This is a genomic window from Desulfocucumis palustris (genome assembly GCF_002933875.1).
Lineage (GTDB): Bacteria > Bacillota > Desulfotomaculia > Desulfotomaculales > Desulfocucumaceae > Desulfocucumis > Desulfocucumis palustris.
In genome coordinates, this window is the sequence record NZ_BFAV01000016.1 from 1 (window position 1) to 13,979 (window position 13,979).

Sequence of the window (13,979 nt, forward strand, 5' to 3'; positions counted from 1 at the left end):
TCCCGAACACGGTAGTTAAGCCCTTCAGCGCCGATGGTACTTGGGGTTAACCCCTGGGAGAGTAGGTCGTCGCCGGAATAAATTTTGAGGACACATCTTGGTGTGTCCTCTTTCATTTTCCGCTTTACGGCCGTGTCGTGAGTCTTTTTGGATTATGGGGAGACGTAAAAATAATTAAAGGATTAGAGGTTTGACCAGTGGGAAGATTAAATAAAAAATATATATTTGTCTGTGAAAATGGCGGTTAATCAAGTATACAATATTCTTTTTCTTATTGTATTGTTATTTAAGAAATTTATAATATAATTTACTTTAAACAGTACTGGGGAGCAATGACGTTCCCGTATCTTGTCCAAAGGGCAGGATATGGGAACGTTTTTGTTTTTATAGCGCAGAATAATAAAGCTATTTTTGCGTAACAAATGAAACTATTAATAAAAGGAGAAAGGGGATTTAAAAATGGCGACTGAATTTCAACCTGATGAAAAAGTGGTATCCCTTAAAGAATATAAAATTAAATTAATTAACCAAACATTTTATACCCTGACTGAAAGTGAATTGGCTGCGGGGGCGGCCATATGCGCTTCGTGCGGTTACGGATTGAAAAATAGGTGGTATCCGCTGTTGAGTTCCACCGGTTGCCCAATGTGCGGCAGCAGCAAGAGAAGATTGAATAATATTGTCACTGCCAATTATTGCTCCAAGTCATAGATTATTCTACGTTTACTTCTCGGGGCCAATGTTAAAATAATAGGGCCGGGGAATTTGCCTTTTAAAAACTTTATTGATTTTTAACCCGGCGCCCTATAAAATGGTCCCTGAGGTGTCAGGCAATGTCGGAGAGAGCTTCTAAATTCAGTAAAATTGGTATCATGGGCGGCACCTTTGATCCCATACACTACGGCCATCTGGTGGCCGCCGAAGGCGCCCGCCACCATTTTTCCCTGGATAAGGTTATATTTGTGCCTGCCGCCCGTCCGCCGCATAAAACGGACAGGACCATCAGTGATCCCGGGCACAGGCTTAAAATGACATCCCTGGCCGTGGCCAGCAATCCCCATTTTGAGGTGTCGGACCTGGAGGTGGAACGCCAGGGTCTATCGTATACCATTGACACGGTGCGAACCGTTGCGGGTACGTATGGGGGCGCAAAAATATATTTTATCACCGGGGCTGATGCGGTTCTGGAGATACTTACCTGGCACCGTGTGGATGAATTATTGAAGCTGGCGGTATTCATCGCGGCCACCAGACCTGGTTATAGACTGGAAGCCCTTGCCGGACGTTTAAAAGACATTATTCACAGCGTCAGGGGCTGCATAGCCACCATGGAAGTTCCGGCACTGGCCATATCATCCACGGACATCCGCCGGAGGGTTAATGAAGGCAGGCCGATTAAATACCTGCTTCCGGAACCGGTGGAGGAATATATCATTTCCAGGAGACTATACAGGTACACTTGATAGAAATGTTTCCATAATATGTTTTGTCTTTGGATTAAAACTAAAATATAATATTATGCAATACTTACAACGATGATGTTTTAAGGCGACGAAGCCCGGTTTATTTACCGGGCCTAATTTTTTTTCGGAGGGGTAAATATGCCGTTATTATGGTTGTCGGCCATTGCCGTAGCCGCCCAGGTATGCCTGGCTTACCTTATTGACAATCGTGCTGTTCTGGCGGCAGCGAATGCTTTAATATTGTTTGGCGCGGTTGCTGCATTGGTAAAATCAAGCAGTTTAAAAATAAAAAAGTTATCCCGGGAGGCGGTTCAAAGAGCTGTGGACTGGCAGGTATATCACGGGGCGACAACCGAGTCTGAAATATCCGGCGAACAAAATGAGCTTCTTGAGGAAATCGGAAGGCTGTCCCGGCGGGCCAGGTCCTTCGCCAGGGAAATTCATGTGACAACGCATCAGGTGAGATCCGCCTCGCAGAAGATGGAAAGCACCATGAAGTCCGCCGGGGATATAAGAAGTATTTTCTCAAGTTTGCATAATCTTGCCCTTAAGGTTCAGGATGATGGCAACCATTTTGAGGACGAGCTGAAAAAGGGGACAGGGGTAATTTCAGAGAGCATGGATACCTTGAATGAGGTTTCCGCCACCATGGAAGGCATAAACAGCGAGCAGCGGGAGGTATCCCTTCAGGTTCACACCCTGAACGATGCGGTGGCTACCGTAAGGGAGGTAATTGCCGCCATAGGGCATATATCTTCACAGACAAAGCTATTAGCCTTTAACGCCACCATTGAGGCCGCAAGGGCCGGCAATTACGGCGCGGGCTTCAGCGTGGTGGCCAGGGAGATAACCAAACTGGCGGAACAGACGGAGGAGGCCTTGAAAAAAATAACCGGCTCCCTGGATGAAATAAGCAGCCGGGTTTCCGGAGTGGTGGAGAGTGCCGACAGGGGCGCGGCGTCCGGCGAAACCGGTGTCGTAAAAATTTTATCGGCTGCCGACATGTTAAAGGATTCCATAGATTTAATGGGGGGCATTAACGCCGGGCTGGTTGATGCTTACAGGGAAATAAGCAGCGGGCTGCAGGAACTTGCGGCAATGCTGAATGAGAGAGGGGCGGCTTTAAAGGATATAATTGACACCGGGAAGCTTCTCAGCGGGGTGGCGGAAAACCTGGAGCAGGCGGTGAAGAACACCGAATTGCAGTACGGCATAGACGAAAAATCCATGGAAATATTGGAAAGGGTAAAAGGCCTGATGGAGCATCTGGCGGTTTTGCCTGAAATATCGGGTATGGTTCCGGAGCGGCATGAAAGTGCGCTTTCCGCTAAAATATCGGTGACCCCGGAAATAGAGGCCATCTGGTCAAACAACAGTGAGGGCGGTTTTTTATTTTCCAGTCCCCCGGCAGGACTGGCCGACGCTTCTTCCAGGGAATGGTGGCGCCGGGCCATGGCAGGAGAAATATACACTTCATCCCCTTATATTTCCGCCATTACCCGCAAGCCCTGTATAACAGTATCGGTTCCTATAAAATCCCAGGGTAAGGTGGTGGGAGTTTTAGGCGCCGACGTGGGTCTGGAGGATTAATGATTTCGCCGTTATTTCATCCGCGGGCCGGATATCAATTCTTTGCTTTGTTTTTTAAATGCCGTGAAGAAAACTATTGTAATCCAATTAAACAGAAATGGAAGGTGTCAGTTATGGCTATCCGGGAGGAAATTTTAACATCCCTGGCTCCATGCGGCCTGGACTGCTCAAGGTGCCACGGCTTTGCGGGGGGCGAGATAAAGAAACTCAGTGAACAGTTGATAGAGGCACTGGGTGACTTTCAGAGTGTGGCGGATAAACTTTCATCTTTTATGCCGGTGATGCAAAACTACCGGCAGTTCCGTGAAATGCTGGACTTTTTTACCCTGGCCGGCTGTGCCGGGTGCCGGAGCGGCAAGGCTCAATTTCCACTCTGCGCCGCAAAGAGCTGCTTTAAGGAGAAGGGTGTGGACTTTTGTTTCCAGTGTGACGAGTATCCCTGCGGGCGCAACCGGTACGATGCGCCTCTGCATGAAAGGTGGCGCCGTATAAACGACAGAATGAAGGAAGTGGGCGTTGAAGTATATTATGAAGAGCAAAAGAAAAGGCCAAGGTATTAATGGTTTTTATCAGGAGGTATTTTCCCGGGTATTATTTTCGCAAACGGGTTGTAAGCCCCTGCTCTTAAAGGCCGGGGCTTACAAGCTGTAAAGCCGTAATGAGGTCCGCTTATTCTAGTAAGTTACAACCTCTATGCTGCCGTTGCCGGTGATTAGCCGGGCGGTGCCTTTTCCGCCGCCCAGAACCATTTTTTCCGCATTGTTATGCGCCGGGTCTTCGCCGTTTCCCATGCCGGAAATCCTGCCGTGGTTCGTCTTTGCCTCCACGGTCAGGTTGGATTTTTCGGGGAGGCGGAATACAATTCTGCCGTTGGTGGTATCCAGGCGGTAGTCATTCTCAAGGGGATTGCCGGATACCAGTTCGATTTCGCCCATACGGGTAACCGCGTCCACAGCGCCGCCCGGTTCCTGTATGTTTATCCTGCCCATTTCCGTGCCCAGATCCGCTTTTCCTGTTGTGTTGACGGCGTTTATGGCGCCCATTTTACTGTAGGCCTTTAAATCTCCCCGCAGGTTTTCCACATTTATTTCTCCCATGCTGGAAGTCAGTTCCAGATTGCCGCTGATGTTTTGTGAGGCGATTCTGCCCATTTTATTCTCAATGTTAATCTTTAAATCAGGGGGCGCCTGAATCTTCAGGTCTGAGGATATACGGTTGTTTTTGAGAGCTTCTTCCCCGCTGTCGGTGTATATTTTGGTTGTTTGCCCCTTTTCGATGACCACCCGGGCGGCATCGGCCACCGCCCTGGCCTCCGCGTCGCTACCGGCCCGTCCGGTTATGCGGGCGGATACATGCAGTTTTCCGTCGGTGCTGGGTTCCAGATTTATCTCCCCCATAATGTTGTCAATATCAAGGGCCATGCCCCTGTCAACAGCCATGGGCCCGGATTGCCATTCCTTAACGTGGCTGTGGCTGTCCCCAAAGGATATATGGTCTATAAGCCCGCCTATGCCGAGACCCTGGAGGGCGTTGGACACTGCCATTACGGTGATTCCAGCCAGAATGAAGATGCCGATTAGTATAACGCTGGGTAGGCTGAATTCAATTTCCCTCTCGCCCCTGCCGGCCCGGCGCACAAAATATTCCACACCCAGTCCGATAAGAAGCAGGGGCCAGAGCCTCCAGACGGTTTCGGGGGACTTTATTCCGCCAAAGTTGTAGAGCAGCATGCCGATACCCAGGAGCACCAGACTAACGGCCAGGGTTATGGTACCCACTTTAATCTTCGGAGGTTTGGCTTCCATCGCTGTTTTCCTCCTTTTCCTTTTTGCCCGTGCTCAAATAGAGTATATACATGCCGACGCCTATTATAAGAATCGGGGGCAGCGCGTTTTTAATCAGCCGGTAGGGAATAAGGTAATGCGCGAAATTGTTAAACAACGCCATGGCTCCGATAATGATAAGAGCTATTCCTATTATGCTGCGCTTGTTTTCCCAGGAACCCCAGTCAAACAGCTCCCTGTCTTCAATTGGATAGCCGCGGTTAATATTTTTTACATACTGTTGGGTATCGAAAACCGTGTAAAAATATATTATCGGCAGAATCAAGGCGGTTAGTTCTTCCATCTGTATGGCCGCGCTGATGAATATGGTTCCGAAGAACAGCAGCATGGTCTGCAGTCCCCTTTTCATAAGCCCCAGGTAAAGATAGCCTCCACCCGGAATCATGGACATCAGCAGGGCGATAAAACCGCTTTTGTTTTCCTGTACCTCCGGAATTTTCTCCATCCTTTTCTCCAGACAGGTCTTGCAGTAGCTTTTTCCCGCCAGTGATACAATGCACTGTTCGCAAACCGGCTGGCGGCAGCTTGAGCAGATATCCACCGCTTCCAGGTCGCTGTGATTGGCACATTTCATAAACCGATTACCTCTCTTTCAGTAAAGTGCCGTTCAGGTCTTCAACGTTGCTGTAAACCCTGTTCAGTGTGCCGCCGGAATATTGCACATAGCTTTTAAAGGCCAGGTCCAGCTTGCTGCCGGCGGAAACAATATTTTCATTGCTGAACCACGCCCCGCCGTACCAGAATACCGCCAGGGAGACCGCGGCGGCCAGGGTCAGGTCCCGCAGGGTTTCCCACCGTCCCTTGCGGAAAGTTGGTTTTGTGCCCGGGCTGCGTGGCAAAGGCTTATAAAGCGTTTTTTCCACGGGGCCGGAGTAATCAGACATTTCCCGGCTTTTAACCTCAGCCATGACTCCTTCCAGAAAACCGGGCGGCGCAGCCCGGGAGGGGATTTCCCACATCAATGCTGTTAATTCGTTAAGTTCATTTAATTCCTTCCGGCACTCCGGGCATGATGAAAGGTGCGTCGCAATTTGTTTTTGTTCATAACAGGTGCATTCCCCGTCCAGATACTGTACAAGTTTTTCCCTGATCTGGTTGCAGTTCACGGCCGTCACCTCCCCCTAGGCATTCCTTTAGCATGTTTTTTGCCCTATAAATTCTGGTGGCCACTGTTTTAACAGGTATATTCATTATTTGAGCTATTTCCTGATAGCTCATTTTCCGGTAGTGCTGCATCAATAACGGCAGCCGGTAGGTTTCCGGCAGCTGTTCCAGGGCTTTCTGCAGTCTCTGCAGGTTTTCCTTTTGCAGCAGGCTTTGCTCCGGCTCCCAGCAGCCGCCTGATTGCGGTTCCCTACCCGCGCCGTCTTCCGGCGGAGATTCCCGGATCAAATATCTTTCCTTTTCACGTTTTTTCTTTCTTAAAAAATCCAGGCAGTGGTTGGTGGCCACCCTGTACAGCCATGTGCTGAATTTTGACTCGTACCTGAATTTATCAAGGGAGCGGAAAACTTTAATGAATATTTCCTGGGACACATCCCGGGCGTCTTCCTGGTTGTTCAGCATCTTGAAAATCAGGTCATAGAGCTGGTGCTGATAACGTTCCACCAACTGCCCGTATGCGTCCCTGTCCCCCTGTATTGTTTTGTGCACCAGAAGCTCGTCCGTTACCGCCGTCATTTTTACCTCTCCTCGACTGCCTCTGTATATATAGACGTCGCTATTCCGGAAAGTACTTCAATTAATAATTTAAAATTATTATGCGCAGAATTACGGTAAGAGAGATTTCTCAATTCCCACATGATTAAATTAATGTTAAGCCAGAATTGGTAAAATCTTTGATTTACCGGTTTGCATTAGCCTTTTTGGTTCTGCAAATAATAGCAATGAATCAAAGCAGCAATGAAAGAGGTGAATTTAGTGGTGCGCACCCTTTATGTGGGTAACCTTCCCTGGGCCACCAAGGCGGAGGACTTGCAGGAGGCTTTTTCACAGTACGGTGAGGTAATAAGCAGCCGGGTAATCACCGATCGGGAGACCGGGCGCTCCCGCGGTTTTGGTTTTGTAGAAGTGGCTGACGATGATGCCGAAAAAATGATAGCCGCACTGAACGGGGCAGAGCTTAACGGCAGGGCGATAACGGTTAACGAGGCCAAACAGCGGGAGGAAAAAATAGGATAAGACTTAAAAGGAACCTCCACCTTAAGGAGGTTTTCTTTTTGCCCTCTGTGTGAAATAGCCGCCGGATAAATGCGCCTGCCATTTGTCCCGGGATATTAAAAATTTATTTCAATCAGTTAACCCTAAACCCTCCAAGCCCGGATATTTGAATTTTCAAAATATCAAGGGTTTTACCCTGAAGGCATCGAATACAAATTTAAAAAAAGAGGAGGGGTATAGACATGGGTTACCAGAACATTATATATGAAACCTTTGAAAAAATAGGATATATTACTCTTAACCGGCCGGAAAAAAGAAATGCCCTTTCAAAGGGATTGCTGCTGGAATTAACCGACGTTCTGCAAAAAGCGGCGGAGGAGAAGCGGGTGCGCGTGCTGATTATAAAGGGAGCCGGAAAAGCTTTTTCCGGCGGCCATGACCTTAAGGAAGTGGCGGGGGCGGAGCCGCAGGATGTGCTGGATCTTTTCCAGACGTGTTTTACGGCTATGCGATTTATCCGGGAGATTCCCCAGCCGGTTATAGCCCAGGTTCACGGCATAGCCACCGCGGCAGGGTGCCAGCTGGTGGCTGCCTGTGATTTAGCCGTGGCCTCCGAAGATGCCGCTTTCGGTGTGCCGGGAGCAAAAATAGGACTGTTTTGTACCACTCCCTCTGTGTTTTTAAGCCGCAACGTGGGGCGGAAGAAAGCTCTGGAGATGCTGTTTACCGGGGAATCCATCACCGCGGGTGAAGCCCTCTCGCACGGCCTGGTGAACAAGGTGGTAAAGCCGGAGGAACTGGAGGAAGCCACCCTGAAGCTTGCCGCAAAAATAGCCGCCAATAGTTTCTCCGCCATAGCAGTGGGAAAAAGGGCTTTTTACCGCCAGCTGAACATGGAGGATTTCATGGCCCTTAACTATGCCACCGAGGTAATATCCTTAAACACTTCAACTGCCGATGCCCGGGAGGGAATTAGCGCTTTTATGGAAAAAAGGATACCGGTCTGGAAAGATTAATATTTGTAAATGGTAAATCAAAATAACAAATTTTAAAGTGGCCGGAGGTTGTATTGGACAGGGAAGGAATAGTAATAATTCTAAAGGAAATGATTTCGGAGAAAAGGCTGGCCCACTCGCTGGGGGTAAGCGATACGGCCGTCCGTTTGGCTCTTGCCTACGGCGCGGACCCGGACCTCGCAGCCAGGGCGGGTCTGTTGCATGATTGTGCCAGGGACATGGAGGGGGGCGAATTGCTGAGACTTGCCGGGGAATGGGGAGTAACCGTCTCTCCGGTGGAAAGGCGGTTCCCCCTTTTGCTGCATGGACCGGTGGGGGCGGCTATTTGCCGCAGGCGTTTCGGAGTTTGTGATGAAGAGGTATTGCGGGCGGTGGCTTTGCATACAACAGGTTCCCCGGGCATGGGGCTGCTGGAGAAAACCGTATATGTGGCCGACAAGATTGAGCCGGGCAGGAGGCACCCGGGGGTTGAGGCACTGAGGGAAGCGGCTGTGACGGGTCCTGATGAAGGAATGCTTGCCTGTCTGGGTCATTTTATGTATTATCTTATCAAGAGGGGGGAAATAATCCACCCGGACATGGTAAGTACATGGAATAAACTGTCATTAATGGTGGGCGGCAGGAACTTTTAGAACCGGTGCGAATATATTATGTAAAAACCATATAAAACAAGGAGGAGTGGCTATTGTCGTTAGATCCACAGACACTGGCGGGTATTGCCGTGCAAGTTGCTGAGGACAAAAAAGCATATGATATCACCATGCTGGATATCAGCAAAATTTCTATCATCGCCGACTACTTCATTATTTGTAGCGGGAGATCCTCAATTCATGTTCAGTCCATCGCGGACGGCATCATGGAAACCCTGGAGGAGGATTTCGCCCTCAAACCCCGCAAGGAAGGGATGAAGGAGGGACGATGGGTGCTTTTGGACTACGGTGACGTGGTGGTTCATGTTTTTCAGGATGATGAACGGCATTTTTACAACCTGGAACGTCTGTGGGGCGATGCGCCGGTGGTGGAGATGTCGGCCGGCCATTGAGGCCGGCTTTGTAATTGCCGTTGACAACCCAAATAGGTATATTTTATAATTGGTATTGTCAAAATATCGGAACAACTTTGACGAGGAGTAGTAACCAACCTGTGTTTTTGCAGAGAGCCGCCGTAAGGTGCAAGGCGGTAAAGCCGGTTGATGAACTCGCCTCTGAGTTGACCGGGGGAATATGTACCCCGGTCCGGTGGTGGCCGTTAAAAACACACACGAGTGGGTAAAGTTATGGGGCTGTGGCGCAGAGGGAGCGCGCTTCCTTGGCATGGAAGAGGCCGCGGGTTCGATTCCCGCCAGCTCCACCATTACATAACTATACCAACGAGGGTGGTACCGCGGGTATTAACTCCCGTCCCTTACCGGGGCGGGAGTTTTTTGATTTTCTTTATTATTTAAGCCGTCGACGGGGACGGATAGCAAAAGGGGATTCACTGTACCGGCTTACCTTTAGCATGTTAACTATTTAATAGCCAAAAGAGGCAGCGGGGAGGACACTATTAACATGAAACCTTTCAGTAAGATTACCATAGGCCAGATGCTGGACAAAACCGTGGAGAACAATCCCGATAACGATGCCCTGGTATGTATTGAGTTTGGCCTGCGCTATACTTATCGGGAATTCCGGGAGGAATGCGCCAGACTGGCAAAGGGACTGATGGCCCTGGGAATCAACAAGGAGGAGCATATAGCCATATGGGCCACCAATGTGCCCCAGTGGGTGATAACACAGTTCGGAAGCGCCAGGATGGGTGCTGTTCTGGTTACGGTGAACACCAATTATAAACTGTTTGAACTGGAGTACCTTCTCAAACAGTCGGACAGCACCACATTATTGCTGATCCGGGGCACAAAGGACGCCGATTACATCGACATGATCAATCAGCTTTGCCCCGAATTAAAGGATTGCCAGCCGGGCAGATTGAATTCAAAGCGGCTTCCCAGGCTGAAGAATGTGATATTCCTGGGGGATGAGCGGTACCCGGGCATGTATACCTGGGGAGATGTATTGGCAGCGGGCGGGGATGTAACCGACCGGCAGCTGGCGGAACGGGAAGCTTCCATAGAACCTGACGATGTGGTGAACATGCAGTATACCTCGGGGACCACCGGATTTCCCAAGGGCGTCATGCTCACCCACACAAATCTGGTGGGTAACGCCACCAGCATAGCCGAGTGCCTCAACTTCAGGCCCGGTGACCGGCTATGTATTCCTGTTCCCCTGTTCCACTGCTTCGGCTGTGTGCTGGGCACCTTGACCTGCGCTGTATCCGGCGCCGCCATGGCCCTGCTGGAGGCCTTCAATCCAACCAGGGTGCTGGAGACCATAGAAGCCGAGCGCTGCACGGCTGTGCACGGAGTGCCCACAATGTTTATTACCGAGCTGGAAGTGCTGAATAAACACCAATATGATGTTTCAACCCTGAGAACGGGCATTATGGCCGGTTCACCCTGCCCCATAGAGGTTATGAAGCAGGTGGTGGACCGCATGGGCATGAAGGAGATTGTCATTACTTACGGCCAGACGGAGGCGGCCCCGGGGATAACCATGACTCGCACCTCCGATTCCATTGAGCGCAGGGTGTCCACCGTGGGCAAGGCGTTGCCCGGCGTTGAGGTGAAGGTGGTGGATCCGGTCACAGGTGAGGAAGTTCCCCTGGGAGTACAGGGTGAAATCTGCGCCCGGGGATATAATGTCATGAAGGGGTATTACAAGATGCCAGAGTCCAGCAACGCCGCCATTGACAGGGAGGGCTGGCTACATACCGGGGATCTGGGCATTATGGATAAAGAAGGGTATTTCAGGATTACAGGACGTATCAAGGATATGATTATCCGGGGCGGTGAAAATATTTACCCCAGGGAAGTAGAAGAATTTTTATATACGCACCCCAAGATCAAGGATGTCCAGGTGGTGGGTGTGCCCAGCGAGAAATACGGCGAGGAGGTTATGGCCTTTATTTGTCTGAACCAGGGTGAGGAGGCCACTGTTGAGGAAATAAGGGAATTCTGCACCAATAAAATAGCCCGCTATAAAATACCCAGGTTTATAACCTTTGTCAACGGCTATCCCACCACGGCCAGCGGCAAGGTGCAGAAATACAAACTCCGCGAACAGGCCATAGACGACCTGGGCCTGCAAAAAGCGGCCGTAGTGGAGACCGCATAAAAACTGTCTGTTGCCCCCGGGGTGGCTGAACAATTCAGTTCTCCACCCCTATTTTTATTGAATCTTGTTAACAACTCCATTTTGTGATAAAATCCCAAAATGGAGTTGTGTTAGGAGGATAAACGTGTTGAAAGAACGTTATGACTTCAAAGAAATTGAGGGAAAGTGGCAGAAATACTGGGAGGCGGAAAACCTATACACTGTTCCGGATTTCAGCCAGCGTCCCAAATACTACTGCCTGGAGATGTTCCCCTATCCTTCGGGCAAGCTGCATATGGGCCACGTGAGAAACTATTCCATAGGCGACGTGGTGGCCCGTTTTAAAACCATGAAGGGTTACAACGTGCTGCACCCCATGGGCTGGGACGCCTTCGGCCTGCCGGCGGAAAACGCCGCCATCAAGCACGGTAACATGCACCCGGCGGAGTGGACCATAGATAATATTGATACCATGCGCGAGCAGCTTAAACAGCTGGGTATCAGCTACGACTGGAACCGGGAAATCGCCACCTGCCATCCCGGTTACTATAAATGGACCCAGTGGCTGTTCCTGCAGCTTTATAAACACGGACTGGCCTACAAAAAGAAGGCGGCGGTGAACTGGTGCCCCTCCTGCGCCACGGTTCTGGCCAACGAGCAGGTTAAGGAGGGCTCCTGCGAACGCTGTAAAACTATTGTGGAAAAACGGGAACTGGAACAGTGGTTTTTCAGGATCACCAATTATGCCGACAGGCTGCTGGATGATATCAAACTTCTGGAAGGCTGGCCGGAAAAGGTCAAAATAATGCAGGAAAACTGGATTGGCCGCAGCGAGGGGGCGGAAATCCATTTCCCCATTGAGGGGCTGGAGGAAAGCTTTACCGTGTTTACCACCCGCCCGGACACCGTTTATGGGGTAACCTACATGGTGCTGGCGCCGGAGCATCCCCTGGTGGAAAAAATAATAGATGATAAGCCCCAGGCCGCGGAAATCAGGGAATTCGTCAATAATGTAAGGAATTTGAGCGAAATCGCCCGCACCGCCACGGATGCGGAAAAGATAGGACTTTTTACCGGAGGCTATTGCATCAATCCCATGAATGGGGAAAAGGTGCCCATCCTGGTAGCCAACTACGTTCTGCTGGAATACGGCACCGGAGCTGTAATGGGTGTTCCCGCCCATGATCAGAGGGACTTTGAATTTGCCAGGAAGTATAATTTGCCCATACGTATTGTAATCCAGCCGGACGGCCCCGACCTTGACCCGGACACCATGGCCGAAGCCTACTCCGGGGACGGGAAAATGGTTAATTCCGGCCCCTTTAACGGAACTCCCAAAGAGGAAGGAATTAAAGCGGTAATCAATTATCTGGAAGAGAAAAAACTGGGCCGGGGTGTTGTAAATTTCCGCCTGCGGGACTGGCTTATTTCCAGGCAGCGCTACTGGGGCGCGCCCATACCCATGATTTACTGCCCGCAGTGCGGGGTTGTGCCCGTTCCGGAGCAGGATCTGCCGGTGCTATTGCCCGGGAACGTGGAGTTTAAGCCCACCGGCCGTTCTCCCCTGGCGGACAGCCCGGATTTCGTGAATACAACCTGCCCGGAGTGCGGTAAACCCGCCCGCCGGGAAACGGACACCATGGACACCTTCATGTGCTCATCCTTTTATTATTACCGCTATACCAGCCCCCGGGATGAAAATGCCGTTTGGGACCGGGAAAAGGTGAACGGCTGGCTGCCGGTGGACCAGTATATCGGCGGGGTGGAGCACGCCATATTGCACCTGCTTTATTCCAGGTTCTTTACCAAGTTCCTTTATGACGTCGGCCTGATTAAGAACATAGAGCCCTTTACCAACCTGCTTACCCAGGGCATGGTTTTAAAAGACGGGGCCAAGATGTCCAAATCCAAGGGCAACGTGGTGAGTCCGGAAGAGATAGTGGCCACCTACGGAGCGGATACCGCCAGGCTGTTCATACTGTTTGCCGCGCCTCCGGAAAGGGATCTGGAGTGGAGCGACCAGGGAGTTGAGGGCTGCTACCGCTTCCTGCACAGGGTGTGGAGACTGGTGGCGCCCATGTCCGAAGAGCTTTTAAAAGCACCGTCCGGGTTTGACGGCAAACCGGCGGGGGTAAACAGGGAAATGAGGCGGCTTACCCACGCCACCATCAAAAAGGTAACGGAGGATACCGGCAACCGCTTTAACTTCAACACCGCGGTCAGTGCCATCATGGAGCTGGTTAACGGCCTTTACCAGTACAAGGAGTTGCCGGAGACCGACCGGGATCCCGCCGTAATGAGGGAAGCGGTGGAACACCTGCTGATACTGCTGGCTCCCTTTGCGCCGCATATAACGGAGGAGCTTTGGGCTGGAATAGGCCACAGGGACAGTATTCACAGACAGCCCTGGCCTGAATACGACCCGGAAGCCATTATTGAGGACGAAATTACCATTGTGGTGCAGCTTAACGGCAAAGTCAGGGAAAGGGTGCTGGTGCCGGCGGACATTACCCCGGACAAAATGAAGGAACTGGTGCTGGCCCAGCCCAGGGTACAGAATATGATAGAGGGAAAACAGGTTGTGAAAGTTATTCCCGTGCCGGGAAAACTGGTAAACATCGTGGTCAAATAGCAACTTTAGACAACCCCGCCCCGGAGGCGGGGTTTATTAATAGGGGGTTGCCGGTGAACGGCCTGAAGCCTCAATTATGT

14 protein-coding genes, 1 tRNA gene and 1 rRNA gene are annotated in these 13,979 nt (G+C 50.7%); 12 read left to right on the forward strand and 4 right to left on the reverse strand.

Annotated elements, in window-relative coordinates; translation table 11 throughout:
• The 5 genes from rrf to DCCM_RS00795 all read left to right on the forward strand — a co-directional run.
• A 5S ribosomal RNA gene (gene rrf, locus DCCM_RS00775) occupies nucleotides 1-78 on the forward strand; the annotation flags it as partial.
• Between the two features lie 381 nt (nucleotides 79-459).
• Complete coding sequence (locus DCCM_RS00780) at nucleotides 460-711, forward strand: hypothetical protein (RefSeq protein WP_104370566.1); 252 nt, start codon at nucleotides 460-462, stop codon at nucleotides 709-711.
• A 122-nt stretch (nucleotides 712-833) separates the two neighbouring features.
• Nucleotides 834-1,463, forward strand: coding sequence for a nicotinate-nucleotide adenylyltransferase (gene nadD / locus DCCM_RS00785; protein WP_104370567.1), 630 nt, complete (start codon nucleotides 834-836; stop codon nucleotides 1,461-1,463).
• Between the two features lie 138 nt (nucleotides 1,464-1,601).
• Nucleotides 1,602-3,053 (forward strand): methyl-accepting chemotaxis protein, encoded by a 1,452-nt coding sequence (locus tag DCCM_RS00790; RefSeq protein WP_104370568.1) that lies wholly within the window; start codon nucleotides 1,602-1,604, stop codon nucleotides 3,051-3,053.
• A gap of 113 nt (nucleotides 3,054-3,166) precedes the next feature.
• Nucleotides 3,167-3,613 carry a DUF3795 domain-containing protein gene (locus DCCM_RS00795; protein WP_104370614.1) on the forward strand — a complete coding sequence of 149 codons (447 nt, stop codon included), beginning with the start codon at nucleotides 3,167-3,169 and terminating at the stop codon, nucleotides 3,611-3,613.
• Between the two features lie 114 nt (nucleotides 3,614-3,727).
• Here the strand turns inward: DCCM_RS00795 and DCCM_RS00800 are convergent, their stop codons facing one another.
• The 4 genes from DCCM_RS00800 to DCCM_RS00815 are packed head-to-tail and all read right to left on the reverse strand — an operon-like array spanning nucleotide 3,728 to nucleotide 6,577.
• The gene (locus DCCM_RS00800; RefSeq protein WP_104370569.1) at nucleotides 3,728-4,858 is read right to left on the reverse strand and encodes a DUF4097 family beta strand repeat-containing protein; all 1,131 of its coding nucleotides are present in this window, start codon (nucleotides 4,856-4,858) and stop codon (nucleotides 3,728-3,730) included.
• Nucleotides 4,833-5,471 (reverse strand): B-box zinc finger protein, encoded by a 639-nt coding sequence (locus tag DCCM_RS00805; protein ID WP_104370570.1) that lies wholly within the window; start codon nucleotides 5,469-5,471, stop codon nucleotides 4,833-4,835. The genes DCCM_RS00800 and DCCM_RS00805 overlap by 26 nt, the downstream gene beginning before the upstream one ends.
• A gap of 7 nt (nucleotides 5,472-5,478) precedes the next feature.
• Nucleotides 5,479-6,003: an anti-sigma factor gene (locus tag DCCM_RS00810; RefSeq protein ID WP_165791969.1), complete on the reverse strand. Its 525-nt coding sequence runs from the start codon at nucleotides 6,001-6,003 to the stop codon at nucleotides 5,479-5,481.
• Nucleotides 5,939-6,577, reverse strand: a complete 639-nt coding sequence (locus DCCM_RS00815; protein ID WP_104370572.1) for an RNA polymerase sigma factor — start codon at nucleotides 6,575-6,577, stop codon at nucleotides 5,939-5,941. Before DCCM_RS00815 ends, DCCM_RS00810 begins: the two co-directional genes overlap by 65 nt.
• Before the next feature lie 243 nt (nucleotides 6,578-6,820).
• On the opposite strand from DCCM_RS00815, the gene rbp reads away from it, so the two are divergent.
• The 7 genes from rbp to leuS all read left to right on the forward strand — a co-directional run bounded on the left by rbp (nucleotide 6,821) and on the right by leuS (nucleotide 13,899).
• Nucleotides 6,821-7,078 carry an RNA-binding regulator gene (rbp, locus tag DCCM_RS00820; protein ID WP_104370615.1) on the forward strand — a complete coding sequence of 86 codons (258 nt, stop codon included), beginning with the start codon at nucleotides 6,821-6,823 and terminating at the stop codon, nucleotides 7,076-7,078.
• A gap of 221 nt (nucleotides 7,079-7,299) precedes the next feature.
• Complete coding sequence (locus DCCM_RS00825; RefSeq protein ID WP_104370573.1) at nucleotides 7,300-8,073, forward strand: enoyl-CoA hydratase; 774 nt, start codon at nucleotides 7,300-7,302, stop codon at nucleotides 8,071-8,073.
• Between the two features lie 53 nt (nucleotides 8,074-8,126).
• Entirely contained in the window at nucleotides 8,127-8,705 is a 579-nt protein-coding gene (yqeK, locus tag DCCM_RS00830; protein ID WP_104370574.1) for a bis(5'-nucleosyl)-tetraphosphatase (symmetrical) YqeK, read from the forward strand.
• Nucleotides 8,706-8,758: 53 nt separating this feature from the next.
• Nucleotides 8,759-9,115 carry a ribosome silencing factor gene (gene rsfS / locus DCCM_RS00835; protein ID WP_104370575.1) on the forward strand — a complete coding sequence of 119 codons (357 nt, stop codon included), beginning with the start codon at nucleotides 8,759-8,761 and terminating at the stop codon, nucleotides 9,113-9,115.
• 236 nt (nucleotides 9,116-9,351) lie between these two features.
• A tRNA-Ala gene (locus DCCM_RS00840) sits at nucleotides 9,352-9,426 on the forward strand.
• Between the two features lie 197 nt (nucleotides 9,427-9,623).
• Nucleotides 9,624-11,288: an AMP-binding protein gene (locus tag DCCM_RS00845; protein ID WP_104370576.1), complete on the forward strand. Its 1,665-nt coding sequence runs from the start codon at nucleotides 9,624-9,626 to the stop codon at nucleotides 11,286-11,288.
• Nucleotides 11,289-11,415: 127 nt separating this feature from the next.
• Nucleotides 11,416-13,899, forward strand: a complete 2,484-nt coding sequence (gene leuS, locus DCCM_RS00850) for a leucine--tRNA ligase (RefSeq protein ID WP_104370577.1) — start codon at nucleotides 11,416-11,418, stop codon at nucleotides 13,897-13,899.
• Nucleotides 13,900-13,979: the final 80 nt, after the last annotated feature.

What these genes read in the sequence shown, in the direction of transcription:
- DCCM_RS00805 (WP_104370570.1), bottom strand. Translation starts at nt 5,471, where the DNA reads ATGAAATGTGCCAATCACAGCGACCTGGAAGCGGTGGATATCTGCTCA.
- DCCM_RS00825 (WP_104370573.1), top strand. Translation starts at nt 7,300, where the DNA reads ATGGGTTACCAGAACATTATATATGAAACCTTTGAAAAAATAGGATAT.
- DCCM_RS00815 (WP_104370572.1), bottom strand. Translation starts at nt 6,577, where the DNA reads ATGACGGCGGTAACGGACGAGCTTCTGGTGCACAAAACAATACAGGGG.
- DCCM_RS00845 (WP_104370576.1), top strand. Translation starts at nt 9,624, where the DNA reads ATGAAACCTTTCAGTAAGATTACCATAGGCCAGATGCTGGACAAAACC.
- DCCM_RS00780 (WP_104370566.1), top strand. Translation starts at nt 460, where the DNA reads ATGGCGACTGAATTTCAACCTGATGAAAAAGTGGTATCCCTTAAAGAA.
- nadD (WP_104370567.1), top strand. Translation starts at nt 834, where the DNA reads ATGTCGGAGAGAGCTTCTAAATTCAGTAAAATTGGTATCATGGGCGGC.
- DCCM_RS00790 (WP_104370568.1), top strand. Translation starts at nt 1,602, where the DNA reads ATGCCGTTATTATGGTTGTCGGCCATTGCCGTAGCCGCCCAGGTATGC.
- DCCM_RS00800 (WP_104370569.1), bottom strand. Translation starts at nt 4,858, where the DNA reads ATGGAAGCCAAACCTCCGAAGATTAAAGTGGGTACCATAACCCTGGCC.
- DCCM_RS00795 (WP_104370614.1), top strand. Translation starts at nt 3,167, where the DNA reads ATGGCTATCCGGGAGGAAATTTTAACATCCCTGGCTCCATGCGGCCTG.